We start from the raw sequence: 22,115 nt of genomic DNA, 5'->3' as shown, positions 1-22,115 counted from the left end.
TTATGAGAAAAATATCATTAATAGTAATATTTACAATTTTGGCATTTGCGACTTTAGCAACAGGCTGTACAAACAAAGCATCTGAGATTGAGGCAAAGGAAAAGGTTTCAATTTCATATGTCAAGCTCCCCTTAAATGTGCCTTCAATAATAGAGAAAAAAGAGCAATTATTTGAGAAGGCTTTTGAAAAAGAGGGTATTGAAGTCGTTTTTTCAGAGATTACCGAAGGTTCAAAAATGACTGAAGCCATGGCATCGGGATCATTGGAATTCTCAAACGCACTTGGCGGCACTTCTGCCATTTTAGCGGCGGCAAACGGGTTAGATGTCAAAATTATTGGCATTTATAGTCGAGCGCCTGAAGCTTTTACTTTAATGGCTAAGGATTCAGCAATCAAAGAGATCAAAGATTTAAAAGGCAAAAAGATTGTCGGCCCCAAAGGCACTATTTTACATCAACTACTTTTAAGTGCACTGGCAGAAGCGGGTTTATCTGTGGACGACGTTGAATTCATTAATATGAGCATTGGTGATGGTCTTGTTGCATTATCTTCTGACAATGCAGATGTAGCCTTAGTTGCAGGGCCTGCTGTGACAAAATCGATTCAAAGCGGCAATCATGTTTTGATCACAGGGAAAGGGTTATTAGATGCAACAATTGTCATTGCAACTTCTGGAAAAATGATAGAACAATATCCTGAGATCGTGAAGACTTATATGGACGTTCACAATGAGAGTTTAGCTTATATGAAAAACAATCCAGATAAGACATATGAACTCGTAGCAGAAGAGACCGGTATTTCTGTGGAAGAAGTGAAATCAATGTATGCATGGTACGATTTTAATCCAGAAATTACAGTGCATGATATTTCAGAGCTGAAAAAGACACAAGCGTTTTTAATTGAAAATGGCATGCTCGAAAAAGAAATTGAAATAGAGTCTCTAATTGCGGATATGACGCACTAGAGTTAAAGTAATTTTCTTCTGAAGCATTAGATGTAATAATATGTTATAATAATGTGTTATCTGTAATATTTTATTTAAAGAAGGTGAGATCACATGAAATTAAGCTATGAAAAGCCAAGAGCAGAAGATTATGTGAGCCTAAGGCTCCGTTCTGGAATGGGCGATAAAGATTTAGAGAGAAGTAGAATGGCATTGACAAATTCCTTGTTCACAGTATCACTTTACGATGAAGAAAAATTGATTGGATTTGGAAGAATTGTAGGGGATGGTGGCATCACATATGTGGTGTCAGACATCATGGTCGACGAACACTATCGCAGGCGAGGTTTTGCAGATCAAATAATGCATGAGATCGATTGTTATTTTGAGAAAAATACCTTTGAGGACAGCTATATCTGTCTAATAGCCAATAAACCTGCTGATGTACTCTATCACAAGTACAAATTCGAGTATTTACCATCACAAAGATGTGGTATGTTACGCAACCAAAGAGGTTAGAATTGGACAATGAAGAGATTTTTTTTTGCTCATGTATTTACAATCCTTTTTGAGTTTATTTATGTAAAGTACAAGGCTAACAGTGCCAACGCTTTTTCAAACAAATAGATCAATATAATATAGGCCACAGTGAATAGCCTAGTAATATTATGCATGATTATTATGGAGGGTACAACCATAAAAAAATGGACTGTAAATAGGGTGCCTAAGTTATATAAAAATTTAGAGGTTATGTTTTTCGTTTTGAAAAACATAACCTCTTTTTAATGGACAATTATTTAGATTTTCTTCAGATTTTCAACTGTTCTTTCATTGACGACATTGCCTGTGTTTAAAGTGGTCTTTGACTCCACAAGCATTACGTGAACTTCTTCCTCAGCAACAGGCATATGCTCAATGCCCCTTGGAATTACAATGCATTCATTTTCTTTGATTTGTACCTCTTTTTCTCTAAACTTAATAGTGAGTACACCCTTGAGGACATAAAACATTTCATCTTCATTTTCATGCGTATGCCATATAAACTCACCTTTAAACTTGGCGAGTTTTATATAAGAGTCATTGACTTCACCTATAATTGTGGGGCTCCAATATTCATTGAAAAGACTCAATTTTTCTGAGATGTTGATTTTTTCCATTTTAAATACCTCCAATTTTCAAATGTGATTAAGGTTATAAATCGTATGAAAAACTTGTAAAGTTACAAAAGCGATCATTCAATTTGGGCTCTATTTTGATAAAATAGAAAAGTGGCAAGACCAACGAGTGTGATGGCGATCCCGATCCCTTGTTGTGTGGAGATTACTTCTCCTAAAATGAAATAAGCAAGGACACAAGTGCCCACAGTTTCGCCTAAAATACTCATTGAAATGGTCGATGTGTTTAACCATTTAAGGAGCCAATTAAAAACCATTTGCCCAAGGATTGTGGCAATCAAAGCTAATCCAATAAAGGATTTCCATGTGTATAGAGGATAGTCTATAAAAGAGACCTGCTGCCTAAATGCGTAGATTGCTAAAAAAAAGGTGCTGCTTGAATAACCTAATAGGGAATAGGGCATGACCGGTAATTTCTTTCTCATGTGCTGACCAATAAAAAAATAGATGGTTATGACACCCGCTGCTATAAAGGCAAGTACATCACCCAATAAAGCTTGATAACTGATTTCAAAGTCGCCCCAAGCGATGATGAAACACCCTATTAAGGCGACGAAACTCGCTATGAGTGCGTCCTTTCTGAAATGTTCTTTAAACAAGAAACGACCGCCAACAAACGCAAAGAGAGGCTGCAATGTAACAATAACCGTAGAACTTGCAACAGAAGTATACTTAAGAGATTCAAACCATAAAACATAGTGAATGGCTAGGAATAACCCAGATAATAAACCTAATCTCAACTGGTTCTTGGACAGTGTGAGGAGCGTTTGCCAATTTTCTTTTTTGAGTAAAAAAAATGGCAAGAGGATACACGCTGCGAAGAAAAGACGGTAAAATGCGGTAATAGAGGAAGGCGCATCTGCTAATTTTACAAATATAGCTGAAGTGGATAAAGCCAAAACGCCTAACACTAAAGCGAAATATTGAATTGTTCTGGATTGCATTAGGGTATCAGAGACCTCCTTGTTAGAGCAAACTAAATTTGAGCTGAGATAGTTACGCCGAAATATTGTTCTATTTTATTTCGTTAATTATATAGTACGTGATACAATATAATGTATAAAAATATTATAGTCTATTTTCATGATCTGTTATAGCACTATTTGAGATATGCATTATATTAATACAAACGTGTAGAAAAAGTTATTATTATGGCTGGGAGGTTACTATGAATCATAATCATCTGGGACAAACGGTTTTGAACTATCGGAAGAAAAAGGGTATGACCATTCGTGAGTTCGCAGACTTTTCAGGAATAAGTACATCGCTTATAAGCCAGATTGAGCGAGGACAGGCAAATCCGTCGCTGAGTGTATTGGAACTTATTGCAAAAGCTTTAAATGTACCGCTCTATACACTTTTTATCAATGAAATCGACACGGCATCTCTAATTTCTAAAAAGAAAGATCGCAAAAAAGTTTATAGAGAAAATAGTGATCATATTGTTTATGATGTGTTGACACCAGATTTTATGAAGGCGCATATTGAACTCTTAATGATGGATTTGAATGCGCATGCCAACACGACAGAAAGTCATTACGCTCATATGGACAAGGAAGAAATATCTGTGGTGATGAAGGGGCAGGTCTATGTTGAATTGGAAGGTGCCCAATATTTTCTGGAAGAGGGCGATGTCGTCCGTATTCCCCCTAATGTAAAACATAGATTTTTAAACAAAAGTGATCATGCAAGTCACATCTTGTTTGTCCTTACGCCGTCTCTTTATCCCGTATAATTAAATCAAACATAAAATCTCACATCGCTAAGGGTGTGAGATTTTTTACAGCATTAGTTTTTGTCTAGCTTAGAGGCAGGAATGTTCAACCGCTGAAAGACGTCAGCGAAAATTGGTTTGAGGCATCGAAAGATGGCTCAAATGTTGTTGTACAAAGAAAACCACCGGTTCTACCGGTGGTTCTAAAGAGCTTTAGCTTTGAGTCAAAAAACACCTCCTTCTGATAAAATAATAATGGTTCGCCAACCATATTAGCTCAGAAGGAGGATCCGAAATGGATAAGAATAGTTTAGCACATACTCATTGGAATTGTAAATATCACGTGGTGTTTGCACCAAAGTATAGAAGACAAACAATCTACGGAAACATCAAAGGTGATATAGGAAAAATTTTGAGAAAGTTATGTGATCAAAAAGGTGTGGAAATATTGGAAGCAACAGCGTGTCCAGATCATGTTCATATGGTGCTAGCAATACCACCAAAGTACAGCATTTCAAGTGTGATGGGGTATTTGAAAGGGAAAAGTGCCTTGATGATATTTGATCGTCATGCAAACTTGAAATATAAGTATGGAAATCGCCACTTTTGGTGTCGAGGCTACTATGTAGATACAGTTGGACGAAATGAAAAAGCGATAAGAGAATATGTAAAAAATCAATTACAAGAAGATATCGCAAATGATCAAATAAGTATTCAAGAATACATTGACCCGTTTACGGGTAAGCAAGTCGAAGAGGGCAAAAAAAAATAAGAAGCTGCTTTAGCAGCAGCCAGTAAGCGCAAGCAGTTGGCGAACTGATTCAATGAGCCTTAAGGCTCAAGCGAGTAACATGCCCTTATAGGGCTGAGCAAACTACCCGCTAAGCGGGTAGTTTTGATTTCTTAAAAAATTAAAAAGGTTGTTGACTAATTCCGAGCAATTTGATATGATTTAAATAGCAAATGAGAATAGTTATCAATTAGAAGAATTTACTTAAGAAACATAGGAGGTCTATTATGAAATTTCAATTACCCAATTTAACATATGCATATGATGCTTTGGAACCACATTTTGATAAGCAGACGATGGAAATTCATCATACGAAGCATCATGCTGGCTATACGAATAATTTAAATGCAGCCTTAGAAGGTAAATCTATTGATTTATCCATTGAAGCAATATTAAAGGACTTAAGTGCAATTCCTGAAGATATAAGAGTGGCGGTTCGAAACAATGGTGGCGGTTATTACAATCATGCATTATTTTGGACACTACTATCACCCAATGGCGGCGGAGAACCTAAGGGCAGTTTGAAGGATGCCATTGTCAAGCAGTTTGGTACTTTTGAAGCTTTCAAAGAGAGCTTTAATGCAGCTGCTTCCAAACGGTTTGGATCAGGCTGGGCTTGGCTTACAATTCAAAATGGGACATTATGCGTTGAATCCACCGCAAATCAGGATTCACCATTATCTGATGGTAAAGAAGTACTTTTAGGCCTAGATGTGTGGGAACACGCCTATTACCTTAAATATCAAAATAAGCGCCCAGATTACATTAAAGCATTTTGGAATGTTGTGAACTGGGATGAAGTTGAAAGCAGATTTGAAAAGTTCAAATAGGAAAATGATATATGGCCTCTAAATCTCTCACCAGCTGCAAAGCGAATAAGAGAGATTTGGAGGCTTATTTATTTGTAGATCACTATGAAGGCATTATGAAGTGGTAGCACTGTTGGTGTCACGCATGAGCTTTCTGTATCCGTTTGGCGTAGAGCCTACGTGATGATGAAAGACTTTTCCAAAATAACTGTTGGAAGAAAAACCACACGCTTCACTAATCTGAATAATGCTGTCTTCAGAACTTTCTAAAAGTTGCATGGCCTTTCGAATGCGAAAGTGCGTTAAATACATAAACGGGGATATGTGGAGGTAGGTGCTGAAACAGCGTAAACATTCTCTCTTGCTGACATTGGCGGATTTACCGATATCCTCCACACTGATCTTGTCCATATAATTGTATTCGATAAAGGTCATCATGGTTTTGATGCGGTTGTTAATGGGAAGTGAAAAGCCAGCAGAAGGGCTGAATTCGTCTTTAAAGGTTTTTATAATATAGAGTAAGCATTCTGAAAGCAGATTTCGAATGTATATTTCATAACCGAGATCATTTTGCAAAAAGAGGGTGTACGCAGATTCTAGAGAGGCAATCACGGGCAAATGATTAGAGTCATCTCCACTTAAAAAGAGCCCTTGAATGCATGGATTATTCGAAACAGATAAAATATATTTATGTTTAAAAACACTGCCTGTGGGGCCTTCTAGGAGTGTACTGCTAAATTGTTGTGTGTGATAGACGACTTCATCTACCCCTTCTTCAAGATCCACCATGTGTAGACAATTGGCATTGATAAAGACGGCATCGCCTTCTTTGAGCTCAATTGTCTGAGTGGGTGTCATAAAACGGCAGGTGCCCTTGATCACTCTACAAAACTCAAATTCTTCATGCCAGTGCCAAGGCACGACTTCCATCATAGATAATCGAAAGTTTTCTTTGGACTCACCAAGATCACCTTTGAGAAATTGGTTCATGTAGGTCTCCGCACTTTTCCTATCGGCTCTTTTCTTGAGAACGCCTAAAACTGCAAAATAGGGAAATGGCGATATCGTATTGTTGAAGTACTCTTGTTTAGAACTATTGACGGTGACTTGTGTCTGTAAAATCATAGTAGATATGTTCCTTTCAGTAGTGGCAGATTAAATCTGTATTTGGCGTTATATTACTATAATTATGGCGCAATTTATCTTTTTTGTCCATGATAATTGCGGTATTATGACATTAATATTAGAGAATAGTGAGGTATGCAGATATGTATAGATTATCCTTTGCCACTTCAAAGTATAGTATAATTCAAGGGATTTACTGGTCAACTTATTGCATGATGCTCAGTTTTTCAGCAGTTTATCTTTTAGCTAGACAATATAATAATTCAGAAATCGGCGTTGTTTTGGCACTTGTTAATATTTTGGCGTTTTTTTTACAACCTGTAATGGCTGCGTATATGGATAAAACAAAGAAAATTGTATTGAAGCATTTTATTGCCATTCTATTGGCTTTGGTTATTGTACTTTCAGTGGGCATCCTTTTAACAGCAGGATCAAAGTATGCAGTAGCGCTTTTTATGATACTGTCATTTAGCATTCTAGCCTCCATACAGCCTTTGATCAATTCAATTTGCTTTGAATATGAAAAGATGGGGATTCGCATTAACTTTGGTGTAGCTCGGGGGGTTGGCTCTGGAGCTTATGCGGTGACATCTCTCATACTTGGAAATGTGATTAAAACATTAGGGGCCGATTGGCTCCCGATTTACTACAGTGTGTCTACGCTATTATTGCTTGCAATGATTTTAAAATTTACACCTAAAAAGGGCGAGGTGAGTTTCAAGACAGAAGTAGCTAGCGCAATGGAGATTGAAAGTCCTAGTCAAAGCAAACCGGATGAGTCTTTAACCATAATGACATTTTTAAAGAAATATAGATATTTCACTATTTTTATATTGGGAACAGCACTGGTTTTTGTGCCACATATTTTGATCAATTCCTTCATGATTCAAATTGTGAGGCGTATTGGTGGAACCAGTTCTGAAATGGGCGTCGCAGCATTTCTCGCAGCGGGTTCGGAAATTCCAATTATGTTTGTGTTTAGTCGATTGATGAAGAAAGTAAATTGTGGCACTTTACTTAAAATATCAGCACTTTTTTTTACTGCTAAGCATCTTTTAACATACTTTGCACCATCAATTCCTATTTTCTATGTGGCTCAGTTGTTACAAATTGGTGCCTTTGGCTTGTATGTCCCTGCATCTGTTTACTATGTCAATCAGATTATTCACAAGGATGATCAGATAAAGGGGCAAGCGATGATAACCAATGCACTTACTTTGGGCAGTATTTTGGCAAGTCTAATAGGGGGCATACTATTGGATTATGTGGATCCCAAAAGTGTTCTATTATTAGGCGGTATTGTATCGATTATGGGAAGTACCTTGATGGTTTTATCTGTGGCACCTCAGGAAAAAGCAGAGCGCGTTTTAGAATAAGAGAAAAAGGAGCGTTGTTAAGAGAACTTGTAGTACATGCTGGAATAGATCTTTTGATGAGTAAAATATCGGTTATGTATATTGACAGCTTAAAAATAATAAATCATACTGGTTTAAGAACACTTATTTTAAACTGAGTTTAGAGGATAAATAAAAGGATTAAAACATTGAGCTATTTATGGACACATTGGCATGGAACATGGAGGTAACAACTCATAATGAATAATAATATCATGGATACCGCATTAATTTTTGAAGGCGGCGGCATGCGAGCAAGTTACACAGCGGGCTTTTTGAATAATTTACTTGAAAACAATCTTTACTTTGATTATGTGGCTGGTATATCTGCTGGATCAAGTCATAGTATCAATTATCTTTCCAGAAATACGGAACGCGCAAAACGCGCTTTTGTGGATATTGCTCTTGATCCAAATTTTGGAGGCTGGTCTTCTTTCTTGAAAGGGGAAGGTTATTTTAGGTCAAAATATATCTATGAAGAGACGCATTATGAAGGTGCAGCACTTCCGTTCGATTTTGATCTCTTTATGAGCAATCCAGCCAAACTTAGAATTGGTGCATTTGACAGGATGCTTGGTAAGATGCACTACTTTTCAAAAACAGATATGAAAGATGTCAATGATTTGGTTAAAATTGTAAGAGCCTCATCTTCTATGCCCATTTTTATGCCGGCAACGCATTATGGCGGTCATTGCTATGTGGATGGTGGCCTTGGCGGAGGCATTGCGCTGGATGTGGCCAAAGCAGATGGTTATAAACGTTTTTTTGTCATCTTGACACGTGAAAAGGGCTATCGTAAAAGGCCTGTGAAGTTTGATAAACTGTTAAGAGCATATTATAAAAAATATCCTGCTGTGGCAGAAGCCTTATTGAATCGACATAAGATCTATAACGAGACGCTAGATGAACTGGAGGCTCTTGAGCGCCAGGGCAAAGCTTTTTTAGTATATCCAAATCAGATGCCAGTTTCCAACCGTGAAATGAATTATCATAAACTCTCTGAAAGCTATCATCTTGGATATGCACAAGGGAAGCAAGATGTTGTCAAATGGAAAAAATTTTTAAATGTTGATGGCAAATGAGAAGACCATCAAAAGTAAATGTGCAATAAAATCTTTATGCTACCGGAAATCGGTAGTGTAGGGATTTTTTTTTTTGATACAAATTAATAGGTTGTAGGATATAGACGCTAAAAGTTTTACCTTATGGGTTGCAATCTTTAAAAAATTATATTACAATGAGCTAGAACAATATATTAACATGTTAACATATTAAGAAGAGAATATGTTTAATTACAAATAAAAATGGTCTGTACAGGGAGGTCAGATAAAATGGAGATTCTGAATTACAATCAAAGCTATGAAAGTGAAGTCGTAGAATTGTGGAATAAGACCTTAGTTGTTGATCCAATTACCGTTCATAAATTTAGAAAGCAAGTCTTATTGGATGATAATTTTGATACAGCACTTTGTTTTATTGCACTTGAAAATAATCGAGTCATCGGATTTTTATTGGGAACCAAGAGAAAATTCCCGTATCTTGAAAGAGGACTGGAACCCACTAAAGGATGGATTAATGTCATGTTTGTGGATTCAAATTATCGACAAATGGGGATAGGCAAAGCATTGATTCATCATGCTGAAGTGAAATTAAAGGCCATGGGTGCTGAAACGATTATACTTGGCGCCTATAGCCCCAACTATTTCTTCCCGGGGATAGATCGAGAAAATTATAAAGAGGCCATTGCCTTTTTTAATGCATTAGGTTATCTGTCTGGCCAAGAAAGTTACTCCATGTGCAAGTCGCTACATGGTTATCAAATGAGTAAAGAGGCTTTGGATAAGCAATTAAAAGCTCAAACACTGGGTTTCTCATTTGTCAATTTTGAGTACAAATATGCTTTGGACTTACTTGAGTTTTTAAAACAAGAATTCGGTGGCGGTTGGAAGCGAAATGCCTTGATCTCCATGCAAAATAATGAAGCAGAAGATTGCATGTTATTGGCTCTGAATCCTGAAAAAGAAATTGTGGGATTTTGTATGCGAAAGATCGATGGCAACCCAATGCGATTTGGCCCTATAGGTGTTAAAGAATCAGTGCGGAATTACGGTATTGGCGGTATTTTATTCGATTTAATGCAACTGGAAATGGAGAAGAGAGGCATTTATCATTTGTATTTTGTGTCCACCGATATTCCAGGGAGAAGGTTTTATGAGAGACATGGTGTTGAAGTTTTTAGAACTTATGTAAGTTATCAAAAAATAATTTAAGAGGGAGGTTATCATGAGTGAAATAAGAAGAGTGGTCAGTGTGGGTGCTCATTCAATGGATGCAGAAATTTTAGGTGGTCCCATTATGCTTAAATATGCAGCGCAAGGCGCTCATTGTACTTACATTCATGTTACACAAGGGCGTTTGGAAGATCCAGATGCAACTGAGGAAGCAAAAAGTGAGTACTTAAGGGTCTTGTTGGATCAAAATAAGCTTGCGGCAGAAAGATTAAATGGTGATACGATTTGGCTGGGATACGTGTCCAGTCAAATGCCGTCACTGGATGAGTTTGCCACACGCATGGAGCACTATTTTGAAGAAGAGCAAGTGGATCTTGTAATCACGCACTGGCGAGGGTCCATGCATCCAAGACATATTAACACCTATGATGCGGTGACGACAGCTGTGAAGAGATTGCGAGAAAAGGGCAGTGCCATCAAACTCGTCTATGGAGAAAATTTTGAGGATTTGGTGGGTTTTATACCTCAGGCCTATTTTAAACTGGATTCAAAAGAAGTAGAAAATTGGTTTGAAGGACTGCGGGCGTATTCAGTATTTAAAGGTGAGATCAATGATTTTCCTTATAAAGACTACTATTCTACAATGGGGAAAGTACGCCAAATTGAGTCCAATAACAGTGGCTATACGGTAGCTTATATGTATCCAAGTTTAATAGAACATAAGATATGGTGACGCATATGACAAATATTGATTTTTTAAAGACAGAGAGCCGCAATCCAAAAACATTAAACTTAGATACCATGTCAACATTGACATTGCTTCGGATTATGAATGAAGAAGACCAAAAAGTGATAGGGGCCATTAAAGAAGCATTGCCTCAGATTGAAAAAAGTATTCAATTGACGATTGAAGCACTTCGCAATAATGGTAGAATTATTTATATTGGGGCAGGAACAAGCGGCAGGTTAGGGATTTTGGATGCTGTTGAGTGCGTCCCTACTTTTTCCACGAACGATGAGGTCATAGGTCTTATTGCAGGAGGAGAAAAAGCCTTTGTAAGAGCTGTTGAAGGCGCAGAAGATTCTGAAGCGCTAGCGGTGGAAGATCTAAAAAAAGTAAATGTGAACGAAAATGATGCTGTTGTGGCCATTGCAGCTTCAGGGAGAACGCCATATGCCATAGGTGCCTTGAAATATGCCAAAGAAATAAATGCGAAGTGTATTGGCATTTCTTGTAATAAGGCTTCTGAGCTGTCAAAATACGCGGATGTTGCTATTGAAGTTGACGCAGGACCGGAGATTTTAACGGGTTCCACAAGACTGAAGGCAGGTACCAGTCAAAAGCTGATACTGAATATGATTTCAACAGCCTCCATGGTGGGCATTGGAAAAGTATATGGCAATTTAATGGTGGATATGAGAGCAACAAATCAAAAATTAGTTGAAAGAGCAAAACGTATTGTAATGGAAAGTACGGGTTGTGATATGACAGTTGCTTTAAAGACTTTAGAAATTTCAGAGTTTTCCATTAAAGAAGCAATTGTCATGATTCTGACCGGTGTTACAAGGGAAGAAGCAAAGCAAAAAATTATTCAAAATAAGGGCTTTATTCGAAAATGTATTTGATCACAGTAAAGCATAGTAAATTTTATTGAATCTTGTAATCGTTAATCTAGCAATAGTTTGAGCGGTTGCAACAAAGGAGTGGTGAAATGGGAAAAACATATGTAAGAGTGGATGACAGATTAATTCATGGACAGACCATTGTGGCGTGGTGTCCAACACTTTCTATTAAAGAAATCATTGCTATTGATGATGAAAGTGCAAAAAATCCGGTTCTTAAGTCCATTATGACAATGGGTGTGCCGCCAACTTATAAAACACATATTGTCACAACGGAAGAGGCGAAAGCGTTATTAGCTCAAGAGAGCAATGTGAACCGTCTGGTCATAGTAAGACTGCCGAGTAAATTGGAAATGCTCACCGAAGAAATAGAACGTGCTGAACGTATTATTCTAGGCAATATCGCCAAAAGAGATGACACCAATCATAAAATCAACGGGGCGACGGGCATCTTTTATTTGAGTGATGCTGATGTGAGTACGATAGATGCTTTGGTTTCAAAAGGGGCAGAAGTCTGTTTTCAACAATTGCCTGCAACGGCAAAAATGAGCTGGGAGTCATTTAAGAAATCGATCAAATAATCGATATAAATAATCAATTAGTCAAACAAATAGTCTATTAAATAGTCTGTCAAATAATCTATTAAATAATTGGGAGGAGAACAAGATGCATGTTTATCAAATTATTTTAATCGCAATTTTTGTGTATTTAGGTGCAATTGGTTCAATCGTTGGGAATACCATTGGTTGGTACACCTTGGGGAGGCCACTCGTGGCTGCATTTATTGTAGGCATCATATTGGGGGATGTTCAGACTGCAATTTTAGTAGGTATTTCTCTCCAAATCATGTATATGGGCAATGTCACACCTGGGGGCGCTGTGGCATGGGACTTGTCGTATGCAACCTATATTGGAACAGCGGGTGCACTTGTGTTTGGCAGAGGATTAGATGTTGCACAAGTCATTGGATTAGCTGTTGTGTTTGCAGGTATTGGTGGATTGGTAGGACAAATTATGTGGAATGTTTCATATGCTCTTAATCTGCCTTTGAACCGTGTGGCCAATAAATATGCGGAAACGGGCGAGACCAAAAAGATGTTTATTCCAAATCTGGTTTTAGGGCAATTGATTGGGTTTTCATGTCGCTTTATTCCAGCAGTAATCGTTTTAACTTCCATGACTGCAGCTTCAGCTCAGGGAGACTTTGCAACCTTAATTCCAGCATGGGTGACTACGGCACTGGGCGTCTTTGGTGGCATGATGGCGGCACTTGGGATGGGCATCATTATTTCCTTTTTATTCAAGAAAAAGTACCATGTGGCCATTTATCTTGCGGGCTTTATTTTAGTAACGTACTTTGGTCAAAGTACAATGGCAGTTGCCGTGTTAGCGATTATTATTTCTATTTTATACTATGTGGTTATAACAGGACTAGAGTCTAAGAAAGGCGAGGTGCTATGATGAAGAAAATAAGCGAGAAGACACTGAAAAAATCATTCCTAAATTGGTTTTTTTGGAATGGATGTTCACAGCAAGCAGAGAGCATGTTGGGGTTAGCTTTTGGACAATCGATGGCACCTGTAATAGAAGAGTTATATGACACAAAAGAAGAAAAAGCGGCGGCATTGAAAAGACATACCACTTTATTCAATACAGAATCTCAAGTGGGTTCTATTTGTAACGGCATTGTTTGTGGACTGGAAGAAGCAAATGCAAATGGCAGCTGTACGCCTGAATTGATCAGCGGTGTCAAAGTAGCCTTGATTGGTCCCACCTCAGCCATTGGCGACTCATTATGGGTTGCGACTTTTATTCCCATATTGCTCACGATTTGCTTATCCATTTCACAGGCATCTTCAGCTGTTGGATGGTTAGGACCGGTGGTTTATATGATTGTCTACCCAGTGGGCACGGCAATTTTAAGTTGGAATCTATTTAAACTGGGTTATAAATCTGGAATTGAGGGCATGCAAGGGTTTATGTCAACAGGTAAACTCAATGCATTGACAGATACGATGACTGTACTTGGATTAATCGTTGTCGGTGCTTTAACGGCCTCTTTTGTCAATTTTACTTTACCCATTCAAATCATCAGAGATGTCTTTGATCCAGCAACGGGTGAGACGTTGATCAATCAAGTGATATTTGATGCAGATAAAGTGGTTAATTCTATTTTTCCAAAGATATTGCCCTTGTTTTTAACACTATCAGTTTACTACCTATATACAAAGAAAAAATGGTCTCCACTTAAGCTTATGGGTTTAATTCTCGTACTCGCATGTCTACTTACATTTATTGGTTACTCAACGGGATTTTATGCGTAAACTGAACAATTGTAGAAGTGGAGGAAGTGAATGAAAAGAGTCATCGTAATGGGGCATGGTGGATATGCCAAAGGGGTAAAGGATAACTTAGAAATGATTGTGGGTGCACCACAACACATGTATTTTATTGATTTGACCAAAGAAGATAGTTTAGAAGACTTAAAAGATAAGGTCAATCATCTCTTGCTAGAATTCAATGAGGATGAAGTGCTCTTTGCATGTGATTTACTGGGGGCATCGCCCTTTAGAGTAGCAGCTGAGCTTTGTGCCAATCATCCGGGCCAATATTACACTGTAGCGGGATTAAATACAATGGCATTTTTGGAATTGAGCTTTAATGAGGACGATTTATCGATTGAGGCATTGGCCAATCGCGCTGTTGAGTCAGCTAAGACCGCCGTGGCGAAATTTCCCGAATAGGCTAAAAAAAAGAGTATTATGTACATTTTACACGGTACTATTGGTGTGTTATAATATTTTATCAGTTAGCATGATAACATATTAGGAGGGATTGCCAATATGGAATATAAAGTTCCAAAGTATTTACAGATAAAACAAGATATTATAAAGGCCATTAAGTCAGGGGATTTACGTCCCGGTGATAAGGTGGACAGTGAATCTGTACTTAAGAAAAAATATAATGTGTCCACAATTACTGTCAGAAAGGCGTTTAATGACCTGATCAATGAGGATTACTTGATTGGTGTGCAAGGTGTTGGCACATTTGTCACCAAGAAGCAAATGAATCGTAAATTGACCTCAATCAGTTTTAGTGATGAACTCCTACAACAAGGTTATAAGATTGACATGCAAGTCGATAAAATAGAAGAAATAGTCAACGAGAGTATTGCTGAAAAACTGATGATTCCACATACTCAATCGATTGTGTGTGTGCGCAGAATAAGACTTGCCAATAATGAACCCATTGCCTATCAAATTTCCTATATGGACAGCAGTCTAATCAGTATTGAGCAAGTACAGGCGATATACAAAAATAAATCTTTCTATAAAACACTTGCTGAATATGATATTGTACCTGTTTGGGCGAACGAAAACTATTCCGTAAAAGCAGTTAACGATAGTCAAATTGCGAAGCTCATGAACATCAAAAAAAATACGGATACTTTCTTTGTTAAGAGAAGCACAGTAGATGAGGCTGGTAAAATTATAGAATACGCGGAAACGTATTTCAATAAGGACTGGTATTCTGTTACTGTGGAAGTAAAAATGTGATTATATTATTTAAAGGAGCTGTTCTAATTTGAACTGCTCTTTTTCTTGCGCAATTATAAATTGTAGAGATCATGAATTCCTAGAAGAAAGCATGTGCAAGGTTACAAATTAAAAAAACTGATGAAACATTAAAAAAAATGCATAAAAATACATCTTTAATTGTTTATATTTAGTTCAATATGGATTATAATAATATGAGCTGATATAGCGACAAACTCATTAAAAGAGATTAAGCTACAGAAAAATAAAAAGTCTATATTATACGAGGAGAATCATTATGAAAAAATTATTAGTTGTATTATTGACCTTTGCAATGGTTATGAGTATCACAGCATGTAGTTCGGGGCCAGCGACAGAAACAAAAGCGGAAAAGACAAAATTAGTATTGGGTACGTCAGCAGACTATCCACCTTTTGAGTTTATCGTTTTGGATGAAAAAGGTGAGCAAACATATGCTGGCATAGACGTGTCTTTTGCAAAAAAAATTGCAGAAGATATGGGATTAGAACTTGAAATTGTCAATATGAGTTTCGATAACCTCATGGCATCACTTCAAAAGGGTGAGATTGATATGGTTATTGCCGCTATCGAGGCAAATGAAGAGCGTGCAAAAGTTGCTGATTTCTCAGAGCCTTATTATACGGATTTACCACCAATGGTCATCGTTAAAGCTGAGAATGCAGCAGAATATACTTCACTTGAAAGCTTCAGTGGTAAAACTGTTGCAGCACAAATGGGTACTACGAAAGCTGAAATTGTAACAAATGACATGACTGGAGCCTCTTTGGTGACTATGTCGTCGGTAACAGATCTTGTAAACAACTTAGTTTATGGTAAATGTGATGCGATTGTACTGGATGGTGCGGTTGCAGAGCAATATGCAGCAAATGACGAATCACTTGTAATTGCAGAAGTGAGCTTAGGAGAGGCATATCCTTATGCCGTGGCGGTTCAAAAAGAAGACCCACAAGGGCTTCTTGAATCCATCAATAAGACTATTGCTCAAGTGACTGGAGATGGTACTGTGGAGACTTGGATCAAAACAGCAGACGAACTCAGTGCCGAAGCTATAGAGTAATCGTATAAATAAGGAAGGGACGTGTAAGCTTATTTATGCAAATTTGCTTACACGTTTTTTTAATTTTGCATTTAAAGAAAGGATCAATATGTCACCTACAAGTTTTATAAACTTTACATTTTTACCTAAGTATATTTCTTTTTTTATACAGGGTATTGAATACACACTATTGGTATCCATTGTTTCCGTTCTAATAGCAGTCATTCCTGCTTTGATACTGGCGTTGATGCGTCTCAGCAAAAACTGGTTTATAAGAAGTTTATCCGGTATTTACATTGCTGTTTTCCGCTCAACGCCACTGTTAGTTCAGCTTGCACTGGTCTACTATGGGGTGTTCAACTTTATTAAAATTCCAAGTTATCATCTCTTTGGTTTTATCAATTTGGCAATGTTTATTCCTGGCGTTGTGGCATTGGCACTTAACAGTGCAGCTTATGTTGCAGAAATCTTTCGTGCAGGCATACTTGCAGTGGATTCCGGGCAGAATGAAGCCGCTAGAAGTCTTGGCTTATCCGCAGGGATGTCTATGGCATATGTCGTTCTGCCTCAGGCAATAAAAAACATATTGCCAGCACTGGCCAATGAAGTTGTAACCATGGTCAAAGAGTCCTCTATACTCTCTACACTTGGTATGGTAGAGCTCATGTGGGCGGCAAAAACCGTTTCTGCAACGACCTATATCACAATAGGCCCTTATGTACTTGCTGCACTTATGTACTTCTGTATCAATTACCCAGCAAGCAAGGTTATTGAGGTTATTGAAAGGAGAATGAGACGTGGCGACAAGCGATAAATTAATATCGGTAAGGCAATTGTGTAAAACGTATAATAAGGGGAAAATTCAAGCGCTTAATGACTGTAACATTGATATAAACCGTGGCGAAGTCGTCGTCATCATAGGGCCATCAGGCTCTGGAAAATCGACTTTGCTGCGCAGTTTAAATATGCTTGAAGCGCCGACTCATGGGGAAATTCTCTTTGATGGTGTCAATCTTGCGGATAAACATGTGGATATTGATGTTCACAGAAGACGTATGGGCATGGTTTTTCAGCATTTTAATCTCTTTCCACATAAAACCGTGTTACAGAACATCACAATGGTGCCTGTAAAACTCAGACTGAAAACAAAAGAAGAAGCAGATGAGATTGGCTACGAGCTTTTAAAACGCATTGGCCTTGTGGATAAGGCGCATGAATATCCGGCAATGCTTTCGGGTGGTCAAAAGCAAAGGATTGCCATTGTCAGAGCACTTGCCATGAATCCGGAAGTAATGCTCTTTGATGAGCCCACTTCGGCACTGGACCCTGAGATGGTGGGTGAGGTATTAGCACTGATTAAGCAATTGGCAAACGAAGGCATGACCATGGTGATTGTCACACATGAAATGGGCTTTGCAAAAGAAGTGGCGACAAGAGCCGTGTTTATGGCGGATGGCACTATTTTAGAAGAAAATACGCCAAAAGCATTGTTTGAAGAGCCGCAAGATCCAAGATTAAAAGACTTTTTATCCAAAGTACTGTGAGATCAAAGCATGAAGAATAATATTCTTTGTGCTTTTTTTATACTCTCAATAGAGCTTCTAATAGATAGACATATATCGATTCAGTTACATAAATAATTAAGTGTGTACTAGCCCGTTCGATGCATCTCACCCCAATCACACATGCTGATCACAAGTGGAACTAGACTTTGCCCTTTTTCTGTAAGGGCATATTCCACTTTAGGCGGGACTTGAGGGTATTCTTTTCGTGAGATTATTTTTTCAGATTCCAGTTCTTTGAGTTGTGAACTCAACATTTTATGTGTAATGCCATCGATGTTTTTCTTGAGCACACCATATCTCACGGTCCCCATACAGGCTAGGAGGTAGATGATCTTAAGTTTCCATTTGCCACTGATAATAGAGAGCGTATATTCAAAAGGTTCTTTACTGCCTACAAAGCAGATTTTTTCAGACATAGAAATCACTTTCCTTTTCGTTAGTATGTTACAAAAAAGTGCATACTTTTCTTTTGTTATAAACACATTATAATAAAAGTCAGGAAAAAGCTCAATTGTAAAATAAAATAGAAGAAAAGGAGTTCAATTTATGATTATCGATGGACATTCACATGTGACTTTACCAGTAGAAGCACATATAAAAGCAATGGATAAATCTGGCGTGGACAAAACAGTATTGTTTTCCACATCCTTTCATCCAGAAGTTGCTGAAGATGCACAAGGCGTGAAAGAGGCGATGTATTTCCTAAATGATTTATTAGCGGGTAAGAAAGGGTCCATGGTGGAAATTCGAGAAAAAGCCAATGCAGAACTTGTAATGGCTATTGAGCAACATCCCTCAAGGTACATCGGATTTGGTGGCGTGCCAGCTGGTTTAGACCTAGAGACAACGAAGCAATTTATTCACGATAATGTTAAGAAACATAATTTAGCAGGCATGGGTGAATTCACTTTTGGAACAGGCCAAGTTCACCTCATGGAGAATGTATTTAAATCAACTCTAGAGTTCAATAACATGCCGATTTGGATTCATGCCTTTTTCCCGTTAAACATGCAAGATATAAAGGCTATAGCAGAACTGGCAAAGCAATACCCGCGCACCCCTGTTATTTTAGGTCATCTTGGTGGGAGCAATTGGCTGGATACCTTGGCACTTGCAAAAGAAATCCCCAATTTATATCTGGATACTTCGGCGTATTACTCGACTTTTGTATTGGGGATTGTCATTAATGAATTGCCTCAAAAATGTATCTTTGGAGTGGATAGACCTTTTGGCGATATTCAGTTGTCTCTAGATGCCTTAAGAAGTGTTGCAAAGACACCTGATGTAGCCAAGGCTGTTCTGGGAGAGAATATGGCTAAACTGCTGAAATTATAAACAATATAACTTATAAAATGATGCTTTTTCAATGTATTGACAAGGGTAACTGAGCGTGAAATAATAATGGAAAAGAACAACTTGAGGTGGCGTTCAATATGAAAATACTCATAGCATCTGATTCATTTAAGGGCAGTTTATCATCAAAGGACATTGGCAGAATTGGCAAGAGTGCTTTAACTGAGGCCATAAAAGCGTGTGAAGTGGATACAATCCCTTTGGCTGATGGCGGAGAAGGGACCGTTGAAACTTTTGTGGAAAACACGGGTGGCAAACGGGTGAACATAGAAGTAACGGGACCCTATGGACAACCTATTATAGCGACTTATGGGCTTCTAGGTAATGGTAAAACAGCGGTTATCGAGATGGCAAGTGCATCAGGAATCACCTTACAACCTAAATCGCAATTAGAGCCACTTAAAGCGTCTAGCTTTGGGACGGGACAACTGATTATAGATGCTGTAAAGCGAGGGTGTACTGAGATTATCATGGGTATTGGCGGCAGTGCAACCAATGACGGTGGTATGGGTATGCTTGAAGCGATGGGTTTTCATTTCAAAAATGAGTATGGCAAGATTCTAAGAGGATCAGGAGAGCATCTATCAGAAGTCGCATTTGTAGATCGGGCAGATGTAAGTGATCTTGTAAAAAAAGTGAAGTTTCTTGTGGCTTGTGATGTGGATAATCCACTGGTTGGAGAAAGAGGTGCCACTAGAGTTTATGGCCCTCAAAAAGGAGCAACACCAGAACAGATAGAAATTTTAGAACAGGGCATGACGCATTTTGCTTCAATCATCGAAGATAGTGTGAATAAATCGCTCAGAAATCTTAAGGGCATAGGCGCAGCAGGTGGTTTGGGATTAGGCTTGCTGGCTTATTTTGATACCAAACTCATCTCTGGTTTTGAACTTATCAGTGAGAGACTAAAGTTAAAAGAACGCATTGAGTCAGGTGGCTACGATCTTATTATTACAGGTGAGGGAGAGATGGATCATCAAACCCTTCAAGGGAAGCTCCCCAGTGGCATCATCAAACTTGGGGCTGAAAATCAGATTCCAGTGGTTGCCATTGTAGGCGCTATGGCGACAGGCTATGAAAGTCTATATGAACACGGACTCTATGGTGTTTTTAGCATAGTGGATAGACCAATGCCGTTGGAACAAGCCATAAAAGAGACTGAGCGATTGGTCTATAACTGCTATTACAATGTGGGGAAGTTTATGAGTTTGAATCAAATGTAAAATATTGAATGGCATGTCCCAATAACAACGAACATTTCTTCACTATCTATCTCTAAACTGAGATTGAGATCAGCTTCTGAAAACAGCTCTTTAAAAACTTCAATTGTGGGAAGTCGATCTTCTCTAACAGGACCGTCTAAATCTTTATGAAGGTTATTAATGGCATCTCTACTTTGCGAATGGCAAATGACGAGTTTGCCATTTTTTTTAAGCAGTTTAGACAGCGTGGAGATGGCAACACGCTTATCTTCGAAATGTGGAAACATGGAGTAACAAACAATACCATCAAATTTATGGTCTTGAAAGGTTTCACTCAGCACATCGCCTATGACAAATTCAACATTGGGATGATTGAATTTGCTTTGTGCGACTTCAATCATTTTCTCAGCTTCATCTATGGCTGTGATTTTGCCGCGATCTCCAACGAGAGACCGCAAAACTGGAATCGTCACACCTGTTCCAGTTCCCACGTCTAATATGTGATCACCCTGACGAATTTCAATCAAATCCATGATCTGTTTGACTTTATCCATGTTATGTTTTACTTGATTGTCCCATGAATTAGCTTTTGAATTGAAATAGTCTTTATTTCTCAACATGACATACCTCGCTTTTAATCACATTTGCCTTCTTTAAAAGTAGAATGACAGGTGGTATGAAGAGCAGTTGAATGATGATGCCTGGTAGTCCTGTGGTGACTGCAGAAATGATAAAGACAACTGGACCTTGGAATTTTGCGCCAAAGAAAAGCACTAACACCCATACAGCAGCACCTGCAACGAGCCTTCCGGTAATCATACAGCCTATAAGTGCTAAATACATATTGAGTTTTAATTTTTGTCCTAAATAATACCCCATTGCAGCATAGGCACCTAATTCAAAAATCATATAAGGCATTACGGGAAAAAGGGGCGGCATGCCTGTGATTAAGCTGCTTAATAAAGGGGTCAACATGCCAACTGCAACAGCGTATGGGAATCCCAATGTAAAAGCGGCAATGAGTACAGGAATGTGCATGGGTAAAAAAGTGGACCCAAGTCCAAAGCTGTGAAAAATCATTGGCAGTGCAATGCCAATGGCGATAAACATACTGGCTAGAACCATTTCTTGAATGTAATTTCTTTTCATAATAACCTCCATTCCGCCGCTACCGCTGGCGGCACAAATAGTAATGAAAAAATGGTGTGCGGTTTTCACCATTCTGATATTATTAGACTAAGGAGAAGATTACACTACAAAGCACGGTGAGGTGAGTAGTAGACTGCTCTTCTCGGCTTAAATCAGTATAATAACTAGTGTAAGAATCATCTTTCAAGCACAAATAAGTGGTTCTATTAGACCGCACGCTAATCATTGTTTTAGCTCTTTGTTAAATGTGTGATGGTTCAGTCAATGTCTTCTCCTCTCAATTATGAAAGGAGGCTGTGCTATGAAAGTTGTTTATCCTATCTGTTGTGGCGTCGATGTCCATAAGAATTTTCTCGTTGCTACTCTCATTACTTCTGAAGGAATTACTCCCTATTATTCCAAGAAAAGATTCTCCACCTTCAACAAC

Annotated in this window: 26 protein-coding genes and 1 pseudogene; 21 read left to right on the top strand and 6 right to left on the bottom strand. The window is 38.2% G+C overall.

Annotation, left to right across the window (positions count from 1 at the left end):
- The first annotated feature begins 2 nt into the window (after window positions 1-2).
- Together ISU02_RS03155 and ISU02_RS03150 are read left to right on the top strand one after the other, a co-directional pair.
- Window positions 3-965, top strand: a complete 963-nt coding sequence (locus ISU02_RS03155; protein ID WP_194700342.1) for an ABC transporter substrate-binding protein — start codon at window positions 3-5, stop codon at window positions 963-965.
- Between the two features lie 93 nt (window positions 966-1,058).
- A complete protein-coding gene (locus tag ISU02_RS03150; RefSeq protein WP_194700341.1) occupies window positions 1,059-1,463 on the top strand; it encodes a GNAT family N-acetyltransferase in 405 nt (134 codons plus the stop codon).
- A gap of 278 nt (window positions 1,464-1,741) precedes the next feature.
- On the opposite strand, the gene ISU02_RS03145 is transcribed toward ISU02_RS03150, so the two are convergent.
- Window positions 1,742-2,101, bottom strand: a complete 360-nt coding sequence (locus ISU02_RS03145) for a cupin domain-containing protein (RefSeq protein WP_194700340.1) — start codon at window positions 2,099-2,101, stop codon at window positions 1,742-1,744.
- A gap of 74 nt (window positions 2,102-2,175) precedes the next feature.
- Window positions 2,176-3,063 carry a DMT family transporter gene (locus tag ISU02_RS03140; RefSeq protein ID WP_194700339.1) on the bottom strand — a complete coding sequence of 296 codons (888 nt, stop codon included), beginning with the start codon at window positions 3,061-3,063 and terminating at the stop codon, window positions 2,176-2,178.
- A gap of 224 nt (window positions 3,064-3,287) precedes the next feature.
- On the opposite strand from ISU02_RS03140, the gene ISU02_RS03135 reads away from it, so the two are divergent.
- The 3 genes from ISU02_RS03135 to ISU02_RS03125 all read left to right on the top strand — a co-directional run bounded on the left by ISU02_RS03135 (window position 3,288) and on the right by ISU02_RS03125 (window position 5,453).
- A complete protein-coding gene (locus ISU02_RS03135) occupies window positions 3,288-3,854 on the top strand; it encodes a helix-turn-helix domain-containing protein (protein WP_207736165.1) in 567 nt (188 codons plus the stop codon).
- Window positions 3,855-4,128: 274 nt separating this feature from the next.
- Complete coding sequence (gene tnpA / locus ISU02_RS03130; RefSeq protein WP_194700338.1) at window positions 4,129-4,605, top strand: IS200/IS605 family transposase; 477 nt, start codon at window positions 4,129-4,131, stop codon at window positions 4,603-4,605.
- A gap of 245 nt (window positions 4,606-4,850) precedes the next feature.
- Window positions 4,851-5,453: a superoxide dismutase gene (locus ISU02_RS03125; protein WP_194700337.1), complete on the top strand. Its 603-nt coding sequence runs from the start codon at window positions 4,851-4,853 to the stop codon at window positions 5,451-5,453.
- 93 nt (window positions 5,454-5,546) lie between these two features.
- Here the strand turns inward: ISU02_RS03125 and ISU02_RS03120 are convergent, their stop codons facing one another.
- A complete protein-coding gene (locus ISU02_RS03120; RefSeq protein ID WP_194700336.1) occupies window positions 5,547-6,557 on the bottom strand; it encodes an AraC family transcriptional regulator in 1,011 nt (336 codons plus the stop codon).
- 143 nt (window positions 6,558-6,700) lie between these two features.
- Here ISU02_RS03120 and ISU02_RS03115 point away from each other — a divergent pair, with 143 nt between their 5' ends.
- The 13 genes from ISU02_RS03115 to ISU02_RS03055 all read left to right on the top strand — a co-directional run bounded on the left by ISU02_RS03115 (window position 6,701) and on the right by ISU02_RS03055 (window position 17,963).
- The gene (locus ISU02_RS03115) at window positions 6,701-7,933 is read left to right on the top strand and encodes an MFS transporter (protein WP_194700335.1); all 1,233 of its coding nucleotides are present in this window, start codon (window positions 6,701-6,703) and stop codon (window positions 7,931-7,933) included.
- A gap of 218 nt (window positions 7,934-8,151) precedes the next feature.
- Window positions 8,152-9,033 carry a patatin-like phospholipase family protein gene (locus ISU02_RS03110; RefSeq protein WP_194700334.1) on the top strand — a complete coding sequence of 294 codons (882 nt, stop codon included), beginning with the start codon at window positions 8,152-8,154 and terminating at the stop codon, window positions 9,031-9,033.
- A gap of 249 nt (window positions 9,034-9,282) precedes the next feature.
- On the top strand, window positions 9,283-10,221 hold the full coding sequence (locus ISU02_RS03105) for a GNAT family N-acetyltransferase (protein ID WP_194700333.1): 939 nt from the start codon (window positions 9,283-9,285) through the stop codon (window positions 10,219-10,221).
- Between the two features lie 13 nt (window positions 10,222-10,234).
- The gene (locus ISU02_RS03100; protein ID WP_194700332.1) at window positions 10,235-10,915 is read left to right on the top strand and encodes a PIG-L deacetylase family protein; all 681 of its coding nucleotides are present in this window, start codon (window positions 10,235-10,237) and stop codon (window positions 10,913-10,915) included.
- Window positions 10,916-10,920: 5 nt separating this feature from the next.
- Window positions 10,921-11,808: an N-acetylmuramic acid 6-phosphate etherase gene (murQ, locus tag ISU02_RS03095; protein ID WP_207736164.1), complete on the top strand. Its 888-nt coding sequence runs from the start codon at window positions 10,921-10,923 to the stop codon at window positions 11,806-11,808.
- A gap of 86 nt (window positions 11,809-11,894) precedes the next feature.
- The gene (locus ISU02_RS03090; protein WP_194700330.1) at window positions 11,895-12,386 is read left to right on the top strand and encodes a PTS system mannose/fructose/N-acetylgalactosamine-transporter subunit IIB; all 492 of its coding nucleotides are present in this window, start codon (window positions 11,895-11,897) and stop codon (window positions 12,384-12,386) included.
- Window positions 12,387-12,471: 85 nt separating this feature from the next.
- On the top strand, window positions 12,472-13,266 hold the full coding sequence (locus tag ISU02_RS03085; protein ID WP_194700329.1) for a PTS mannose/fructose/sorbose/N-acetylgalactosamine transporter subunit IIC: 795 nt from the start codon (window positions 12,472-12,474) through the stop codon (window positions 13,264-13,266).
- Window positions 13,263-14,129, top strand: coding sequence for a PTS system mannose/fructose/sorbose family transporter subunit IID (locus ISU02_RS03080; RefSeq protein WP_194700328.1), 867 nt, complete (start codon window positions 13,263-13,265; stop codon window positions 14,127-14,129). The genes ISU02_RS03085 and ISU02_RS03080 overlap by 4 nt, the downstream gene beginning before the upstream one ends.
- Window positions 14,130-14,159: 30 nt before the next feature.
- Window positions 14,160-14,549, top strand: a complete 390-nt coding sequence (locus ISU02_RS03075) for a PTS sugar transporter subunit IIA (protein WP_194700327.1) — start codon at window positions 14,160-14,162, stop codon at window positions 14,547-14,549.
- Window positions 14,550-14,648: 99 nt separating this feature from the next.
- Window positions 14,649-15,362 carry a GntR family transcriptional regulator gene (locus tag ISU02_RS03070; RefSeq protein WP_194700326.1) on the top strand — a complete coding sequence of 238 codons (714 nt, stop codon included), beginning with the start codon at window positions 14,649-14,651 and terminating at the stop codon, window positions 15,360-15,362.
- A gap of 277 nt (window positions 15,363-15,639) precedes the next feature.
- Entirely contained in the window at window positions 15,640-16,440 is an 801-nt protein-coding gene (locus tag ISU02_RS03065) for a transporter substrate-binding domain-containing protein (RefSeq protein ID WP_194700325.1), read from the top strand.
- A gap of 88 nt (window positions 16,441-16,528) precedes the next feature.
- The gene (locus ISU02_RS03060; RefSeq protein WP_194700324.1) at window positions 16,529-17,233 is read left to right on the top strand and encodes an amino acid ABC transporter permease; all 705 of its coding nucleotides are present in this window, start codon (window positions 16,529-16,531) and stop codon (window positions 17,231-17,233) included.
- Window positions 17,217-17,963 (top strand): amino acid ABC transporter ATP-binding protein, encoded by a 747-nt coding sequence (locus ISU02_RS03055; RefSeq protein ID WP_194700323.1) that lies wholly within the window; start codon window positions 17,217-17,219, stop codon window positions 17,961-17,963. The genes ISU02_RS03060 and ISU02_RS03055 overlap by 17 nt, the downstream gene beginning before the upstream one ends.
- A 107-nt stretch (window positions 17,964-18,070) precedes the next feature.
- Here the strand turns inward: ISU02_RS03055 and ISU02_RS03050 are convergent, their stop codons facing one another.
- Window positions 18,071-18,400, bottom strand: coding sequence for a winged helix-turn-helix transcriptional regulator (locus ISU02_RS03050; protein ID WP_194700322.1), 330 nt, complete (start codon window positions 18,398-18,400; stop codon window positions 18,071-18,073).
- A 130-nt stretch (window positions 18,401-18,530) separates the two neighbouring features.
- On the opposite strand from ISU02_RS03050, the gene ISU02_RS03045 reads away from it, so the two are divergent.
- Both ISU02_RS03045 and ISU02_RS03040 read left to right on the top strand, forming a co-directional pair.
- On the top strand, window positions 18,531-19,319 hold the full coding sequence (locus ISU02_RS03045; RefSeq protein WP_194700321.1) for an amidohydrolase family protein: 789 nt from the start codon (window positions 18,531-18,533) through the stop codon (window positions 19,317-19,319).
- A 98-nt stretch (window positions 19,320-19,417) separates the two neighbouring features.
- Entirely contained in the window at window positions 19,418-20,560 is a 1,143-nt protein-coding gene (locus ISU02_RS03040; RefSeq protein WP_194700320.1) for a glycerate kinase family protein, read from the top strand.
- Here the strand turns inward: ISU02_RS03040 and ISU02_RS03035 are convergent.
- Window positions 20,551-21,159: a class I SAM-dependent methyltransferase gene (locus ISU02_RS03035; protein ID WP_194700319.1), complete on the bottom strand. Its 609-nt coding sequence runs from the start codon at window positions 21,157-21,159 to the stop codon at window positions 20,551-20,553. The genes ISU02_RS03040 and ISU02_RS03035 overlap by 10 nt on opposite strands.
- Window positions 21,146-21,688, bottom strand: a complete 543-nt coding sequence (locus ISU02_RS03030) for an ECF transporter S component (protein ID WP_194700318.1) — start codon at window positions 21,686-21,688, stop codon at window positions 21,146-21,148. Before ISU02_RS03030 ends, ISU02_RS03035 begins: the two co-directional genes overlap by 14 nt.
- A 301-nt stretch (window positions 21,689-21,989) precedes the next feature.
- Between ISU02_RS03030 and ISU02_RS24515 the strand changes: the two are divergent.
- A pseudogene (locus ISU02_RS24515) lies at window positions 21,990-22,115 on the top strand (IS110 family transposase); the annotation flags it as partial.

This window comes from Fusibacter ferrireducens (assembly GCF_015352425.1).
GTDB lineage: Bacteria > Bacillota > Clostridia > Peptostreptococcales > Acidaminobacteraceae > Fusibacter_A > Fusibacter_A ferrireducens.
Note: the sequence above shows the minus strand (reverse complement) of the source record. Positions and strands in the feature narration are given on the sequence as shown.